The following is a 13047-nucleotide window of genomic DNA, read 5'->3' as shown; positions in this document are numbered from 1 at the left end:
CGGCGCAGCTACTTTCTGGAGAAATCATGAGCATTGATCAGGTCAAAAGAACGAGCGTCCTTATCGCAGGCGCGGGCATCGGTGGTTTGGCGATGGCGTTATCGCTGCTTCGACGCGGCATCGATTGCGACGTTTTCGAGCAGGCGTCCGAGCTGCGTGAAGTCGGCGCCGGCCTTTGGATCTCCATGAACGGCGTGCGTGTACTTCGCGATCTCGGCCTCGCCGAGCAAGTCGAACAGAATTGCATTGCGGCCGAGCGACGTTCCATCCGGCTCTGGAACACCGGCGAAACGTGGTCCCTGTATGACCAGCGCACCGACGCAGCCCGTAACCAACCCTACCTTCTGCTGCGTGCGCACCTATTGAATATCCTTGTCGACGGTGTGCGGCGATTGAAGGCGGACGCCGTCCATCTGAACGCCCATGTTGTCGGGTTCAGCCAGAGCGACGAGGGAGTTCGGGCGCAGTTCGCAGATGGCCGTGAGATCGAAGGTCGGGCGCTGATCGGCGCCGACGGTTCGCATTCGAAGGTCCGAACCGGGCTTATCGGCCAAATCGAAAGCCAGTACACCAACGCAATCGCCTGGCGTGGTCTTGTGCCGGTCGACCGGCTCGAGCCGCATCAGCGCGAGCTCGTGGTGTCGACATGGATCGGGCCGACCGCGCATGTCACGGCATATCCGGTCCGCTGGCAGAACACGGAATTGATGACGTTCTCGGGTCAGGTCGATCGCAACGACTGGCTCCTGGAATCCTGGTCGGAGAAAGGATCTGTCGAGGAGTGCCTGAAGGACTTCCTGGGCTGGCATCCCGACATCATCGCGCTCGTCAGCAACGTCGAAAGCCTTCACAAGTGGGGCCTGTTCGTGCGGCCCACGTTGGCCGGTTGGTCGCAAGGACGGGTCACGCTTCTTGGAGATGCGTGCCACTCCATGCTGCCATATCTCGGTCAGGGAGTGAACATGGCGTTGGAGGACGCCTCCGTTCTCGCCCGCTGCTTCGAGCAGCAGCCCGACGATCTCGCGAGAGCTTTCCAGACATACCAGAGCCTGCGCCTGGATCGCACAACCAGGGTCGTGAAGTCCGCGGCCGGGATGCTGCCGATCTTCCACAACTCGGCGCTGTGCAAGGCCGAAACGGCGGGAGACTACATCAGGACCCAGTGGGCGCCGGAAGCCACAGCCGCTCGTTACGACTGGATCTACCAGTACGACGCGACCGCCGTTCCGCTTCATTGACGTCTCTCCTCCACGAGCACCGGTGCACAACGATGATCGGCAAAGAGCAGCCCTGGGACGACGTAATACCGCTCGAAGAGCGCGAGACCTATGCGATCGCAGGGCTGGGTGGCGCGGCTGGATTCGGCAGGCGGCCCGCGCTGCTGGTGATTGACGTGCAATACCGCTCGGTCGGTGACCGGCCGATGCCGATCCGCGAAGCGATCAAGCAGTACCCCACCAGCTGCGGCGAGGCTGGTTGGCAGGCCATAACGCAGATTTCGGAACTGATACGGTTGTTTCGCGGGAGAGGATGGCCGGTGATATTTCCGCATGTCGCCTGCAAGGTCAGCCATGACCAGGGGGCATTCGCGGCCAAAATTCCGGGCATCATGCAAATTCCGCCCAAGGGTTACGACTTTGTTCGTGAGGTGGCGCCGGAGCCGGGGGAGCTTCTGCTGCCAAAGACGCAGGCAAGCGCATTCTTCGGCACCCCGCTGACGACGTATCTCGTCGGGGCCGGGATCGATTCGCTGGTGGTGACCGGTTGCACGACCAGCGGCTGCGTCCGGGCGTCGGTCGTCGATGCGTGCGCGCTAAACTTCAAATCGATCGTGCCGAGCGATGCCGTCTACGATCGTTCGCCGACCTCGCACGCTGTCAACCTGTTCGATATTGCCAGCAAGTATGCAGATGTGATGCCGGCCCGGGCAGCCATCGAGCGGCTCCGCGCGCTTGCGGTTGATCGTACCAAGGATCGACCGACATGAGTGTCGCCCCGGTATCCGGTCTGCTTTACGGCGCTCATGTGCGTGCGAACGGCATCCGCCAACATTACCTGCGGTTCGGCGGAGCCGGGCCCGCCATCGTCATCGTTCCGGGCATCTCGACGACCGCGGCACAGTGGGCGTTCATCGCGGAACGTTTGTGCATCGGACACGACGTCTATGTGCTCGATGTCCGGGGACGTGGCCTTTCCGAAAGGGGACCGCATCTCAATTATTCGCTGGATGCCTGCGCCTCGGATCTGGTCTCGTTCGCCGAGGCGCTGAAAATATGCGCGTATACCCTGCTCGGCCACTCCATGGGCGCCCGGATCGGAATTCGTGCCGCGCGCTGGCGGCCATCGTCCATAAGGCAGTTGATCCTGGTCGATCCACCGGTCTCCGGCCCCGGACGTCGCGCCTACCCAAGTCCGATCGGGCCTCTTCTCAAGCTGCTTCATAGCGCAAGCCTTGGAGAGGCGGACGCGGCGCTGCGAAGCCCGTCCGCGCCGCGCTGGCCCGAAAGGCACATTCGCGCCAGGGCCGAGTGGATGCACACCTGCGACGAGCGCGCCCTGATCGAAAGTCACAAGGGCTTTCATCACGATGACATTCACAATGATCTCGCCAACCTCAGCGTCCGCACTTGGCTGCTCGTTGCGGGCAAAGGGGACGTCATCCGTCCCGAAGATGAAAGAGAGATTCAAAGATTGTTGCCGTCCATCGAGATCAAGCGACTGGAGAGCGCAGGTCACCAAATGCACATCGACGACACGGAAGGTTTCCTTTCGATCGTCAGTGACGTCCTCGCCTGACCGCTCGATAGCCCGGTCGGAGCGCTGCGAATACATGCCTGGCAAAGGAGATGACTCAAGATGACCCGGCAACGCATCGATGTTGAAATGCTCGAACTCTTCAAGGCTGAACTTGCACTTTGCAAGGTGAGGGAAGGCGAGGTCGTAGCTGTCCTGAGCGGCGGCGAGGATCAGTCGGAGTATGCCCAGACGTTCATGCTGGCCGCGCGGAGCCTTGGCGCGACAACCTTCCACCTCAATGTTCCAAAGTACGGCCAGAGCAAGGTTGCGGGCCAGCAGGGCAGACACGCGCTGAGCGGCAACCGGCCGGCGATCGACACGCTCAAGCACGTGGATATGGTGATTGATCTTCTGGGTCTGCTGTTCTCGCGCGAGCAACTCGAAATTCAGGAGGCAGGCACACGCATTCTGCGCGTAATGGAGCCGTTCCACATTCTCAAAAAGATGTTCCCGACCGAGGATCTCCGCCGGCGAACCGAGCTCTCGCGAACGCTGCTGCAGTCAGCCAGAACCATGCGCATCACGTCGCCGGGCGGAACAGATGTGACCTACGGCCTAAAGCAGTATCCGGTCATTTCCGAGTATGGATACACCGATGAACCGGGCCGCTGGGATCATTTCCCGTCAGGATTCGCTTTCACGCAAGCCACGGATGGGGACGTCAACGGAACTGTCGTTCTGATGCCGGGCGACATTCTCTGTGCATTCAAGCGCTACATCCAGTCTCCGGTCACGCTGACCATCAAGGACGGTTACATCGTCGATCTCAAGGGCGAGGGCACCGACGCGACGCTCATCAGGAACTATATCGACAGTTTCGGCGATCCGCGAGGTTGGGCAATCTCGCATATCGGGTGGGGATCGAATGAACGCGCCGATTGGCACCATATAGCTGCATCTCAGCAGCTCGCGTCGGAGCACATCATGAACGCGCTTTCCTTTTATGGAAACGTTCTGTTCTCGACGGGACCGAACACCGAGCTTGGCGGCACGAACGACACGCCGTGTCATCTCGATATCCCGCTTCGCGGCTGCAGTCTGTGGCTCGACGATATCCATATCCTCGACAAGGGCGAGTTTGCCTACCCGGAGTTAAGGGCGCCCGGCCGCTAGGCCTCGCCATCGAACCGGGGCCCGGAGCCGCAGTTGCGGCTTCCAATGACGCGGAAAGCGTTTTGGCGACGATCATCCACTGTTAGCTCTTTCAACGGGAAACGCATTGCATGTCTAAAACCCTCTCAGGCGTGGAAGATTACACGGCCAGGCAACGCTATTCGATCATGATCTCGGCGATGCTGGGATACATTCTCGACTTCTACGATGTCCTGATCTTTCCGTTTCTCCTGCCCGCGATCCAGCGCTCAATGTCGCTATCGTTGACCGAGATCGGCTCTTTGCAGGCCCTGACACTATTCGGATCGGCGATCGGCGGAGCCCTGTTCGGCGTCATCGGTGATCGCCTTGGCCGAAAGACCTCGCTTCAGCTCACGATTGCGCTGTTCTCGGTCGCGGCGATTATTTCCGCATTCGCATGGAATTACGGGTCACTCGCGGTGCTGCGGTTCATCACCGGCATCGGTCTTGGCGGCGAGTACGGCGTCGGCATGGTGCTTTTCAACGAGGCCTGGAAGAAAGGCAGCCGAGGCCTGGGCGCGGCTGCGCTTCAGGGCTGCGCCGTGATTGCATCGTCCACGGCGTCGATCGTCGGAATCTGGCTTATCGCGACGTTCAGCGACGAGTGGAGCTGGCGCATCGGCCTGCTGAGCGGCGGAGTGCCGATCCTGCTGATCATTTTCATCCGCTTCTTCATGCCTGAATCGAAAATCTGGCTGGAGTACGAGGCTCAACGCAAGGCCGGTCAGGTTGCGGAGGCTGCCCGCACTCTTCCCCTTGCAGATATGTTCCGCAACGGTCTGGCGCGGCAGACCGTCACCGCCTGCGTGTGGCTGATGAGCTACATGCTTTGCTACTACAGCGTCGTCTCCTTCATTCCGACGCTGTTGCTGCGTGACATGCACACGCCGGGCGACGTCGTTCGCACCACGGCCGTGCTTCTTTCCGTGGTCAGCGGCATCTGCTATCTCGCCAACGGCTTTTTCAACGACAGGGCTGGCCGCCGGTTCGGTGCTCTCGTGCCGGCATTGTTTTGGGTCGGATCCCTGGTTGGCATGGCAGTATGGGGAAGTCAGCTCTACGCCGGCTCGAAGACCGAGTGGCCGATGTTCTGGCTCTATATCGGTTTCGGTATTGGCAACGTTGCGCTCGGCGTGACGGGCGTCTGGATCTCGGAGCTCTATCCGGTCAACCTGCGCGCGACGGCGGTGTCTACATTCTATATGGGCGGTCGCGGCCTTGGCAGCATTGCGCCAGTGATCGTACCTCTTGCGGCTGCTCATTTCGGCGGAAGCCTGCTAAACGGCATGGTCGCCGTGGCCCTTCCTGCCGCAGCTACTTTCATTCTGGCTTCTCTTCTGCTTCCCGAAACTCTCGGTCGTGATTTGTCTGCGAAGGGCTTCAAGGCCGACGCGGAATCGGAGCCTGCGATGAAGGCTGCGCCGGCCTCGAGCGTATGATGCACTCGTGAAACACGTCGAGGTACGCCTCGTCGAGTGACAGGGGCTCGACGATCGGTGTGTGCTCCGCGAAGATTTCACGGATCTGCTGCGAGATGGCCTTGTAGACCGCGAAGCGCGGCTTGACGAAGATCAGATCGGGGCATTGTCGTTTTGCCGTGACGGACGGCGTGGCCGAACGAACTCCGAACTTTCTGGCTTCATAGCTGGCCGCCGTTACGACGCCGCGTTCGCGGGACCCTCCAACGGCGACCGGCTTGCCGCGGAGGCCTGGATTGTCCCGCTGCTCGACGGGACGCATAGCGTCCATGTCGATGTGGATGTTCTTGCGCTGCCGGACCGGCGCAATTGCCTGTTCGTCATCGATCTCGATGGTCACGTCCCGAGCCCAGCTGTATCTTCCTTGACGCCGCGGGCGACGATTTGGAGAGCTCCATCGGTAAGTGGCCGCTGCAACTTCAGTGCCTCGTCTGGAGGTCGTCATCCAGGCCTCCACCTCGTCCGGCGATGTCAGGATCACCGGCATTGCCTTCGGGTGAATGGCGCCGACCTCCGCATTGGGCTCCGTCGTCAGGAACGCGTAGAGGTCGTTGGTCGTCTCGCCTTCCTTGACCTTGCGAACAGACGTCCAACTGGTCCAGATGCGGGCGAAGCAGGCAAGGGGACGGCTCTCGTCGAGCGCGAACCAGATATCGCCACCCTCGGCCTTGTTGAACTCGCTGAAGGAGTTGAACGGCACCACGCAGCGGCTTTCGGGGCCGAGCCATCTGGTCCAATGCTTGCTCTTCACGTTGCGGATATTGGTCGTGCCGCCGTCCGGCTCCATCCGCAGCAATTCCTTGAAATCGACCGCCTTGCCTTTTGCCTCGAGCTTTGCCGCGCGCTTCCTGGTTGCTTCCATCAGGGCCTGCTGCGATGACGGCATTCCCCACCGCGCCGCCGTGAGCTCGCGGCCCTCGGTCCCGTTGCGCACTATCGGAGCCTTGTAGTCAGGGAAAACCCCCGGCATCGGCGCCAGATTGCCAACATATCGGTTGACGACGCGAAACAGCGCGCTGATGGCGGCCTGGTTGGTCGTGATCGAGTAGAGATTGCACATCGGTCAGTGTTCGGTCCGAGGATGGCGCGGCTGCCCAGCCAGTTGTAACAGAGTCGCGGAGAGACGCCGGCTCGCAGTCGTGCATTTTCGGCAGCGCAGCCGGCTGGCGAGATCATGCACAAAGGTCGTTCGCGGATGCTTGATCGCCGCGAGGTCGACGGCGCGATCCTGCATCCAGCCGTGCTCCTCGCATTCGCGGATGGCACTCGCTTCCTGAAGCACATGGATCGCCCAGCCGCGCAACGTCCTTATCGCCGGCCTTCGTTCCCTCGTCATCAGCATTGAAGTCGCTCCTGACAGACGAATCGCTGTGTCCGCCATTCGTTCCCCTCCGTCGACTACGCGCGCTTCGGTAACCCGCTAGACCTGATCCCGGTTCTCGCCAGCCGTGCCGCGCACCAGCCCGGCCCTCAGAGATTCCAGAAGGCGTGTCCGCGCGTCCAAATCAATAGGCCGAGCCGTTTCCACGTGTGCATGCAGGTTGCATCTAGGTCCATGACGGCGGCGTGTCCGTCACGTCGTCTCGTCAGTATGGACAATCGGAAAACGACCCATGGAGCTTCATCAAGTTCGCTACTTCCTCGCTGTGGTGTCCACGCTCAACTTCACCCGCGCAGCCGAGCAGTGCAATGTCACACAGCCCGCCTTGACCAAGGCGGTACAGAAGCTCGAGCAGGAGCTCGGCGGCCAGTTGATCTACCGCGAACGCCAGCTGACGCAGCTCACCGACCTTGGAAAGGAAGTCCTTCCGATGCTGGAGCGCACACTGGCCTCGGCAGAGGCGGTGCGCCGCAGGGCCCAGGAGTTCCAACGCAAGGACGTCGCGCCACTGAAGATCGGTCTCGCCCCCTCTATCTCGGCGTCGCTCATTCTCGATCCGATCGCGGAGATCGCAAAGTTTGTTCCTGGACTTCACGTCGAGCTGCGCGAGGGGGTGGCGGAGAAGCTCGTCGACCTCCTGCTCGAGGGGGAGATCAACGCCGCAATGGTCGGGGACATGCAGGAAGTGCCAGACCGCATCGACGGCTGGTCGCTGTTCGAGGAGCGCTACGTCGCGGTTCTCGCGCCGACACACCGGCTCGCAAACCGTCCATCGATCGGTATCGACGACCTCCGTGAGACCGTGTTGCTGGAACGCGCCGAATGCGACGTCGCCCCGAAGATCCAGCGATCATACTTTCCGGAGGAACCGCCCCGCCTCGGCCACTGCAGCGGTCACGACTTGCACCTCCAGCACATGGCTGCCGCTGGCTTCGGCGTGATGCTTGCGCCTGAGCACATGCCGTGCCTTCCGACGCTCAAGACCATTCCGCTCGAAGGCGACCCGGTCTTGCGGGAGGTGCGGCTACTGGCCGTGCAGGGGCGCCGCTACTCGCCGGCGCTGGACGCTTTCGTCAAGGTCGCGCGGCTTCGCGACTGGTCGTTCGACGTCCCTGGCCGGGGCGTGCCGCACGAAACCGTCGTGACGGTGGCAAGGGCGTCCGCATGACCATGATACGCATGCCGGCGACCGCCCGCTTCCAGCCAATCGCTCCGCAGTCCAACGAATCCCCACCAATGAAAGACCGGACTGACAAGACACTCGACCGGATTCGCATCGAGCTATTGACAACGTTCAGCGCCGCGGACTGGGAGGCATACAACCACCTCGTGGGCTGGCTCCGCGAAACGGACATGGCATCGCACGCGTTGAAGGCGGGAGACCGCGCGCCAGACTTCCTCCTGCCGGATGCCGATGGCCGTCTGCACTCCTCCGAACAGCTGCGCCGCAACGGACCCCTCGTCCTGAGTTTCTTCCGAGGCGGCTGGTGTCCTTTCTGCACCGCTGAGCTTTGCGCCCTCCAGGCCGCGAGGGACGAGTTCGAGAGCATCGGGGCGACGCTTGCGGTCGTGACACCCGAGACGAGGGACTTCCCGCGGCAGCTCAAGTGGAGCCTGGGCTTGGACCTAAAGGTGCTCTCTGACGTCGATTACGACGTTGCCATGTCGTATGGCGTGCTGTTCCAGGTGCCCGACGAGACCAAAGCACACTACTCCGGGCTGGGCTTCGACTTCGGGGCCCGGCACGGGTCAACGGTCTGGATGTTGCCCATTCCGGCGACCTACGTGATCGATGCAGAAGGCCGTATTCGGAGCGCGTTCGTCGAGCCCGACTTCACGATACGGGAGGACCCGGCGCAAATCCTGGCTTCGCTGCGCCAGGCCGCCTCCACGTCCTCGTGGAAGGCGGAGGGTGGAAAGCTGCATCCGGGACAATCGGGTGATGAGCCGGCTTGAAATGCCCCTCGGCATAAGCGCGTTCGCAGTCGTCCACGACGAGGTCGAAGACGGTCGCGTCGTCCTTGTCCAACCGGAGGTGCGACAAGAGTTGTGCGGCCCAGGGTACGGATCGAGGCTCGCGCGTGGCTGCGTTGCGAGGCGACATGAACGGGGTAATCGCCAAGTGCCGTTCGTGTCCTCCTGCGCCGCCCGACACGTCGAGTACGGTGCGCTCCTCGACGTGTCGGTGGGCGGACCGAAGGCCGGCCCACAGCCCCTTTGGACGACGATATCTCACGCCTATCGAATGCATGTCCAAAGGGAATTTCTAATTTCGTCGGCGGTGTCCGATCTTTGGGGTGACCAGGCCGGCCGAGCACACGCGTTTGGCTCCACAGCGATGGAAACAGTGATCGAAGCCGTGGCCGCTGATTCAGCGTGCCGCGCGCGAGCTTAAAAGGAGACCTCCATGAAATTGCCGAGGACCGTCGGTCTGGCTGTCGCCGTCTTGCTGGTTGCCGGCACCGTGGCGACGCTCGCGCAGATCGGGCTAGCTGCTACGGCTGGCCCAACCGCCAACCTTGCGGATGCCGCCGGGCACCTGCGCGTGCCGGCGGACTACCGAACCCTCTACCAATCGCTCGGCAGCTGGGCGATTGCCGCCGACGGCGGCCAGGGCTCGAAGGAGATCCACGCCGTCTACGCATCCCCGGGAGCGGTCGACGCCTACCGGAAGATGGGGCACTTCCCGGACGGCGCCGTTCTGGTGAAAGAGGTCTTCTCGGCATCGACGAACGAAATGACCACCGGCACGGTAAGCCACGCCGACAAGCTCAAGGGCTGGTTCGTCATGGTGAGAGACAGCAAGGGGACGCATCTCGGCAACCCGTTGTGGGGCGACGGGTGGGGATGGTCGTGGTTCGACGCGGACAAGCCGCTCCAAACCGCCTCGACAGACTACCGTTCCGATTGCCAGGGTTGCCATCTGCCTGCCCAGGCCTCGGACTGGATTTATGCGAATGGATATCCCGTCCTGCGTCATTAGGCGACCGTATGTGCCGCAGTTTCGCGGAGGTAATGTCGAATTCCGCGAGCTGGTGCGGCAAGCTGGAAGATTGAAAAGCTATGATGAGTTTAACGGCGTCGAAGCGTCGCTGCGCAATGCTCTGTGTCTCGGTTGGACCTGGTCCAGGCTCCCTCGCAAGCGCGATCGTCAATATCGCCTTGCCGAATGTCTCGCGTTCATGCGCAAGCACTGACGCGGCGACCGCTTGGGACGGACCATGCCGCCTGTTCGGACTCGTTTGCTGCTGAACGGCCGATCATGCGGCTCAAGTCTTCCGATTCTTACGACATAGAGTTGCGATATAAAGGAAACCGGCATGGAACAATCACCTCGGATCGGCGACAGGATCACCGATAAATCAGCGCCGCCCAATGACGGATTTGTCCGCGACTGGATCGGGCCGAAGGCGTTCGCCCATTGGGCCGAGCTGCGCAACTGGATCGAGGCATATTACCCCGCTGTTTTCGTGCCGGATTGGCTCTATCGTGGCAAGAAGCGCGGCTGGTCCCTGCGTTACAAGAAGTCGAAGGCATTCTGCACTTTCCTGCCGGAATACAAACAGTTTTCGGTCGAAGTGGTCTTGGGGGCAGCAGAGCGAGAGAAGTTTGAGGCGCGGCGTTACGGGTGGAGCTCGCGGTTGGTCAAGATCTACGATGAAGCCCGAACATATCCTGACGGAAAATGGTTGAATGCTACTGTCTCATCCGCGGCCGATCGGCACGAGGTGACGGACCTTCTAAGGCTGAAGCGTCCTCCTCCACAATCACGCGATTGAGACATCCGCGCCGCGCTCGCGCCGTGATGGTCTTCAGTGGACCCCTGAGCGTGCTTCGTCCGAGAGCTTCTGCGCCTTGTCGTCGAATGACGGCGCACTGGCGGCGTCGACCACCGCCGGCGCGCCAGGCACGGCTTCTTTGAGCCTTTCTCCGGTGACGGTGTTGACGCCAGCTTAGCGCGATGCCGCGATGATGTCGTGGCTGCCTTGGCGAACAATGGCGACAGTCTTCGCGCCGATCAGCCCGGTGCGGCCGATCAGACTGTCTTCATCGCTCACCTTCGACAGTCGCGGGACATGCAACGTTCCTCATGACCGTCAGGTCGATCGCCGCGAGCGCCTTTGCCCGCGCTGATGTGGCGCTATCTCCCTCAAGAAACGCGGTGGCCTGCACGGAGAAAAATTGCAGGGTTTTCAGGCCAATGGAGCCCAGCACGGTTGCAAGATACGGCGTGAGGAAATCGGGCTGGTTGGCCCGGTCGCCGGCGAAGACGCCACCGGAAGCGATGGCGATGAACACCGGGCGATCATGGAGCTTTCCCACTTTCCCAGCCGGCGTCGATTTAAAGGTGCGGCCGGCGCGCAAGATCTGGTCGATCCACGCCTTGAGGACCGAGGGAACGGTGAGGTTGTGCATGGGCGTTCCAATGACGATCGCATCCGCCGCCTCGATCTCCTGGATGAGCATTTCAGAAAGATCCAGCGACCCCTTCAGGGGCGCGGCCAAAGTTGCCGCCGACGATAGGGTCGTGGCGTAATCAGGAGCGGCATGCGGCAGTGGAGCGGGGCCGAAATCCCGTCGGCAGATGCTCGCGCCGGGCGCGACTTCAAGGAGCTTCTCGACGATCGCTGCCGAAAGCTGCCGGCTGTGGGATTCCGCGCGCGGGCTGCAATCAATATGTAGGATACTCTTCATATTTTTCTCTCGCTCAGTCCCGTCACTTCAAGTCCACGTTGCAGCGCCGGACGAGCGAGGCAACGGTCGGGCCACGTTTGCACGTGAAGAAAGCCGTCGAAGCCGACGTGCTCGCGCGATTCGAAAAAGCCGATCAGGCTGCGCACCGCCCGGATGCGTCCCCAGGCTGTTTCCTTGGGGGCATCCGAGCTCTGGCGTTACGCTCACATCACAGAAGCGCTCCGAGAACCCTCAGAGATTGTCGATGCGACCGGATAGAGTTCAGATCGATCCAGCCGGGGTAACGGCAGGAAAGTCCTTCTCGGGATCGAACACGTTATTGAAAAAATTCGTCAGCGAGTACATTGCCACCAGTGCGACGATCTCCATGACGTTCGCATCCGTGTAGCCGGCCTCGCGGACGGCTTTCAGATCGGCGTCGCTGACCTTGCCGCGTGTCTCGATGACCTTGCGCGCAAACTGGATGGCGGCGTCCCGCTTCGGGTCGCTGGCATGGCCCATCCGCGCGAGAATGATTTCATTGGCGGGCAGCCTGGCCATGTGATCGGCCGTATAGCTGTGAACCGTCAGACAGTAATCGCAGCCATTCACCTCGGAGACGGCGAGGCCGATGCTGTCACGCGTCTTCACGTCGAGCGCCTTGCTCAAGGAGCCGAGCAGGGTAGCCCATGAGTTGAACGCGATCGGGCTTGCCGCGAAGGTCGCCATCATATTTGGGGTGAACCCGATGTTCTTGGTGAACGCATCGAGGGTCGGTTTCGATTCGGCGGGCACCTGTTCCGGCTTCAAGGCTGCAGTTCTAGGCATCATAGTCTCCGCAAGTTGCTGGTTTCGCTACTGATCAAATGAGATTCAACACTTCAGACACCGGACGGCGCGGCTTCTGCGGCCAGTTTCCCGGGCGCATGGCTCCTACGGACAACAACATGACCGGTACTTCATCCTCGGCCAGTCCGAACTCGCGGTGTACCGCTTCGGCATCGAAACCGATCATCGGCGTCGAACCCAGGCCGAGCGAGCGGGCCGCATAGATCATCGCGGCTGCGCCGAAGGTGCCGGTGCGAACCGCCTCGTCGCGCTGGCGCTGCGGATACTCCATGTACAGATCGCGAGCAGGGATTTCCCATTCCGGCACCATCTTTGCCGGCATGATGCCGGCCTCCACCAGCGGTGCCAGACGCTCTGGTACTACGCTGGAGTCGGCCAACTGGCCGCAGACGATGAAAGTGACGGCGGCTTCGGTGATCGCGGGCTGGTTCCAGGCGATCGGACGCAACCGGGTCTTGGCTTCAGGCGAGCGCACGGCAATGAAGCGCCAGTTCTGCAAGTGGAACGATGTCGGCGCGGCGGTGCCAATGCGCACCAGTTCGCGGATCTCGTCGTCGCTCAGGGTGGATGCAGGGTCGTAATACTTGGCAGCGCTGCGGCTCAGGATACATTCGATGACGGCGTTGGTTGTGCTGATTCTGTTTGTCATGGTGATTCCTATGCGTGAGGGGACAGATTGAAATACTCGAGCGCTTTCGCTCTCTGCGCCGGAGATGCTGCAGGGACGAAGGTCGT

The 13047-nt window shown here is 61.6% G+C and carries 16 protein-coding genes and 1 pseudogene; 10 read left to right on the top strand and 7 right to left on the bottom strand.

The features are described 5' to 3' along the window. Positions 1-26 precede the first annotated feature (26 nt). From XH92_RS33260 to XH92_RS33240, 5 genes are all read left to right on the top strand, one after another. Positions 27-1238 carry an FAD-dependent monooxygenase gene (locus XH92_RS33260; RefSeq protein WP_194455914.1) on the top strand — a complete coding sequence of 404 codons (1212 nt, stop codon included), beginning with the start codon at positions 27-29 and terminating at the stop codon, positions 1236-1238. Between the two features lie 32 nt (positions 1239-1270). Then, positions 1271-1987 carry an isochorismatase family protein gene (locus tag XH92_RS33255; RefSeq protein WP_194455913.1) on the top strand — a complete coding sequence of 239 codons (717 nt, stop codon included), beginning with the start codon at positions 1271-1273 and terminating at the stop codon, positions 1985-1987. Next, positions 1984-2796 (top strand): alpha/beta fold hydrolase, encoded by an 813-nt coding sequence (locus XH92_RS33250; protein ID WP_194455912.1) that lies wholly within the window; start codon positions 1984-1986, stop codon positions 2794-2796. Before XH92_RS33255 ends, XH92_RS33250 begins: the two co-directional genes overlap by 4 nt. A gap of 60 nt (positions 2797-2856) precedes the next feature. Beyond that, a complete protein-coding gene (locus XH92_RS33245; RefSeq protein ID WP_194455911.1) occupies positions 2857-3909 on the top strand; it encodes a leucyl aminopeptidase in 1053 nt (350 codons plus the stop codon). A 110-nt stretch (positions 3910-4019) separates the two neighbouring features. Beyond that, entirely contained in the window at positions 4020-5369 is a 1350-nt protein-coding gene (locus XH92_RS33240) for an MFS transporter (RefSeq protein WP_194455910.1), read from the top strand. Here the strand turns inward: XH92_RS33240 and XH92_RS33235 are convergent. The 3 genes and pseudogenes from XH92_RS33235 to XH92_RS33225 all read right to left on the bottom strand — a co-directional run bounded on the left by XH92_RS33235 (position 5311) and on the right by XH92_RS33225 (position 6750). Continuing rightward, positions 5311-5670, bottom strand: a complete 360-nt coding sequence (locus XH92_RS33235; protein WP_246788606.1) for a hypothetical protein — start codon at positions 5668-5670, stop codon at positions 5311-5313. The two genes, XH92_RS33240 and XH92_RS33235, sit on opposite strands and share 59 nt — an antisense overlap. 74 nt (positions 5671-5744) lie before the next feature. Next, positions 5745-6468: pseudogene (locus XH92_RS33230) on the bottom strand (SOS response-associated peptidase). A gap of 3 nt (positions 6469-6471) precedes the next feature. Next, entirely contained in the window at positions 6472-6750 is a 279-nt protein-coding gene (locus XH92_RS33225; RefSeq protein ID WP_246788605.1) for a hypothetical protein, read from the bottom strand. A 271-nt stretch (positions 6751-7021) separates the two neighbouring features. Here XH92_RS33225 and XH92_RS33220 point away from each other — a divergent pair, with 271 nt between their 5' ends. The 5 genes from XH92_RS33220 (at position 7022) to XH92_RS33200 (ending at position 10568) form a co-directional block, all read left to right on the top strand. Next, positions 7022-7957, top strand: a complete 936-nt coding sequence (locus XH92_RS33220; protein WP_194455908.1) for a LysR family transcriptional regulator — start codon at positions 7022-7024, stop codon at positions 7955-7957. Beyond that, the gene (locus XH92_RS33215) at positions 7954-8745 is read left to right on the top strand and encodes a peroxiredoxin-like family protein (protein WP_246787805.1); all 792 of its coding nucleotides are present in this window, start codon (positions 7954-7956) and stop codon (positions 8743-8745) included. The genes XH92_RS33220 and XH92_RS33215 overlap by 4 nt, the downstream gene beginning before the upstream one ends. Positions 8746-9196: 451 nt before the next feature. Further along, on the top strand, positions 9197-9772 hold the full coding sequence (locus XH92_RS33210; protein WP_194455907.1) for a cytochrome P460 family protein: 576 nt from the start codon (positions 9197-9199) through the stop codon (positions 9770-9772). 10 nt (positions 9773-9782) lie between these two features. Then, on the top strand, positions 9783-9986 hold the full coding sequence (locus XH92_RS33205; RefSeq protein WP_194455906.1) for a hypothetical protein: 204 nt from the start codon (positions 9783-9785) through the stop codon (positions 9984-9986). Positions 9987-10109: 123 nt separating this feature from the next. Further along, a complete protein-coding gene (locus tag XH92_RS33200) occupies positions 10110-10568 on the top strand; it encodes a DUF3788 domain-containing protein (RefSeq protein WP_194455905.1) in 459 nt (152 codons plus the stop codon). Between the two features lie 268 nt (positions 10569-10836). Here XH92_RS33200 and XH92_RS33195 read toward each other — a convergent pair whose 3' ends face one another. The 4 genes from XH92_RS33195 to XH92_RS33180 form a co-directional block, all read right to left on the bottom strand. After that, positions 10837-11484 carry an FMN-dependent NADH-azoreductase gene (locus tag XH92_RS33195; RefSeq protein WP_194455904.1) on the bottom strand — a complete coding sequence of 216 codons (648 nt, stop codon included), beginning with the start codon at positions 11482-11484 and terminating at the stop codon, positions 10837-10839. Beyond that, entirely contained in the window at positions 11481-11630 is a 150-nt protein-coding gene (locus XH92_RS33190) for a hypothetical protein (protein ID WP_210345492.1), read from the bottom strand. The genes XH92_RS33195 and XH92_RS33190 overlap by 4 nt, the downstream gene beginning before the upstream one ends. 115 nt (positions 11631-11745) lie before the next feature. Then, entirely contained in the window at positions 11746-12291 is a 546-nt protein-coding gene (locus tag XH92_RS33185; protein WP_194455903.1) for a carboxymuconolactone decarboxylase family protein, read from the bottom strand. A gap of 34 nt (positions 12292-12325) precedes the next feature. Continuing rightward, positions 12326-12961 (bottom strand): nitroreductase family protein, encoded by a 636-nt coding sequence (locus XH92_RS33180; RefSeq protein ID WP_194455902.1) that lies wholly within the window; start codon positions 12959-12961, stop codon positions 12326-12328. Between the last annotated feature and the right edge of the window lie 86 nt (positions 12962-13047).

The sequence above is a fragment of the Bradyrhizobium sp. CCBAU 53421 genome, from assembly GCF_015291625.1.
Lineage (GTDB): Bacteria > Pseudomonadota > Alphaproteobacteria > Rhizobiales > Xanthobacteraceae > Bradyrhizobium.
The sequence above is the reverse complement of the archived record's forward strand: the minus strand, read 5'-3'. Positions and strand labels throughout refer to the sequence as shown.

Bases quoted from the DNA above. Each gene is read 5' to 3' on its own strand.
- XH92_RS33255 (WP_194455913.1), top strand. From the start codon at position 1,271: ATGATCGGCAAAGAGCAGCCCTGGGACGACGTAATACCGCTCGAAGAG.
- XH92_RS33250 (WP_194455912.1), top strand. From the start codon at position 1,984: ATGAGTGTCGCCCCGGTATCCGGTCTGCTTTACGGCGCTCATGTGCGT.
- XH92_RS33185 (WP_194455903.1), bottom strand. From the start codon at position 12,291: ATGCCTAGAACTGCAGCCTTGAAGCCGGAACAGGTGCCCGCCGAATCG.
- XH92_RS33245 (WP_194455911.1), top strand. From the start codon at position 2,857: ATGACCCGGCAACGCATCGATGTTGAAATGCTCGAACTCTTCAAGGCT.
- XH92_RS33215 (WP_246787805.1), top strand. From the start codon at position 7,954: ATGACCATGATACGCATGCCGGCGACCGCCCGCTTCCAGCCAATCGCT.
- XH92_RS33220 (WP_194455908.1), top strand. From the start codon at position 7,022: ATGGAGCTTCATCAAGTTCGCTACTTCCTCGCTGTGGTGTCCACGCTC.
- XH92_RS33180 (WP_194455902.1), bottom strand. From the start codon at position 12,961: ATGACAAACAGAATCAGCACAACCAACGCCGTCATCGAATGTATCCTG.
- XH92_RS33210 (WP_194455907.1), top strand. From the start codon at position 9,197: ATGAAATTGCCGAGGACCGTCGGTCTGGCTGTCGCCGTCTTGCTGGTT.
- XH92_RS33195 (WP_194455904.1), bottom strand. From the start codon at position 11,484: ATGAAGAGTATCCTACATATTGATTGCAGCCCGCGCGCGGAATCCCAC.
- XH92_RS33225 (WP_246788605.1), bottom strand. From the start codon at position 6,750: ATGCTGATGACGAGGGAACGAAGGCCGGCGATAAGGACGTTGCGCGGC.
- XH92_RS33235 (WP_246788606.1), bottom strand. From the start codon at position 5,670: ATGCGTCCCGTCGAGCAGCGGGACAATCCAGGCCTCCGCGGCAAGCCG.
- XH92_RS33260 (WP_194455914.1), top strand. From the start codon at position 27: ATGAGCATTGATCAGGTCAAAAGAACGAGCGTCCTTATCGCAGGCGCG.
- XH92_RS33200 (WP_194455905.1), top strand. From the start codon at position 10,110: ATGGAACAATCACCTCGGATCGGCGACAGGATCACCGATAAATCAGCG.
- XH92_RS33240 (WP_194455910.1), top strand. From the start codon at position 4,020: ATGTCTAAAACCCTCTCAGGCGTGGAAGATTACACGGCCAGGCAACGC.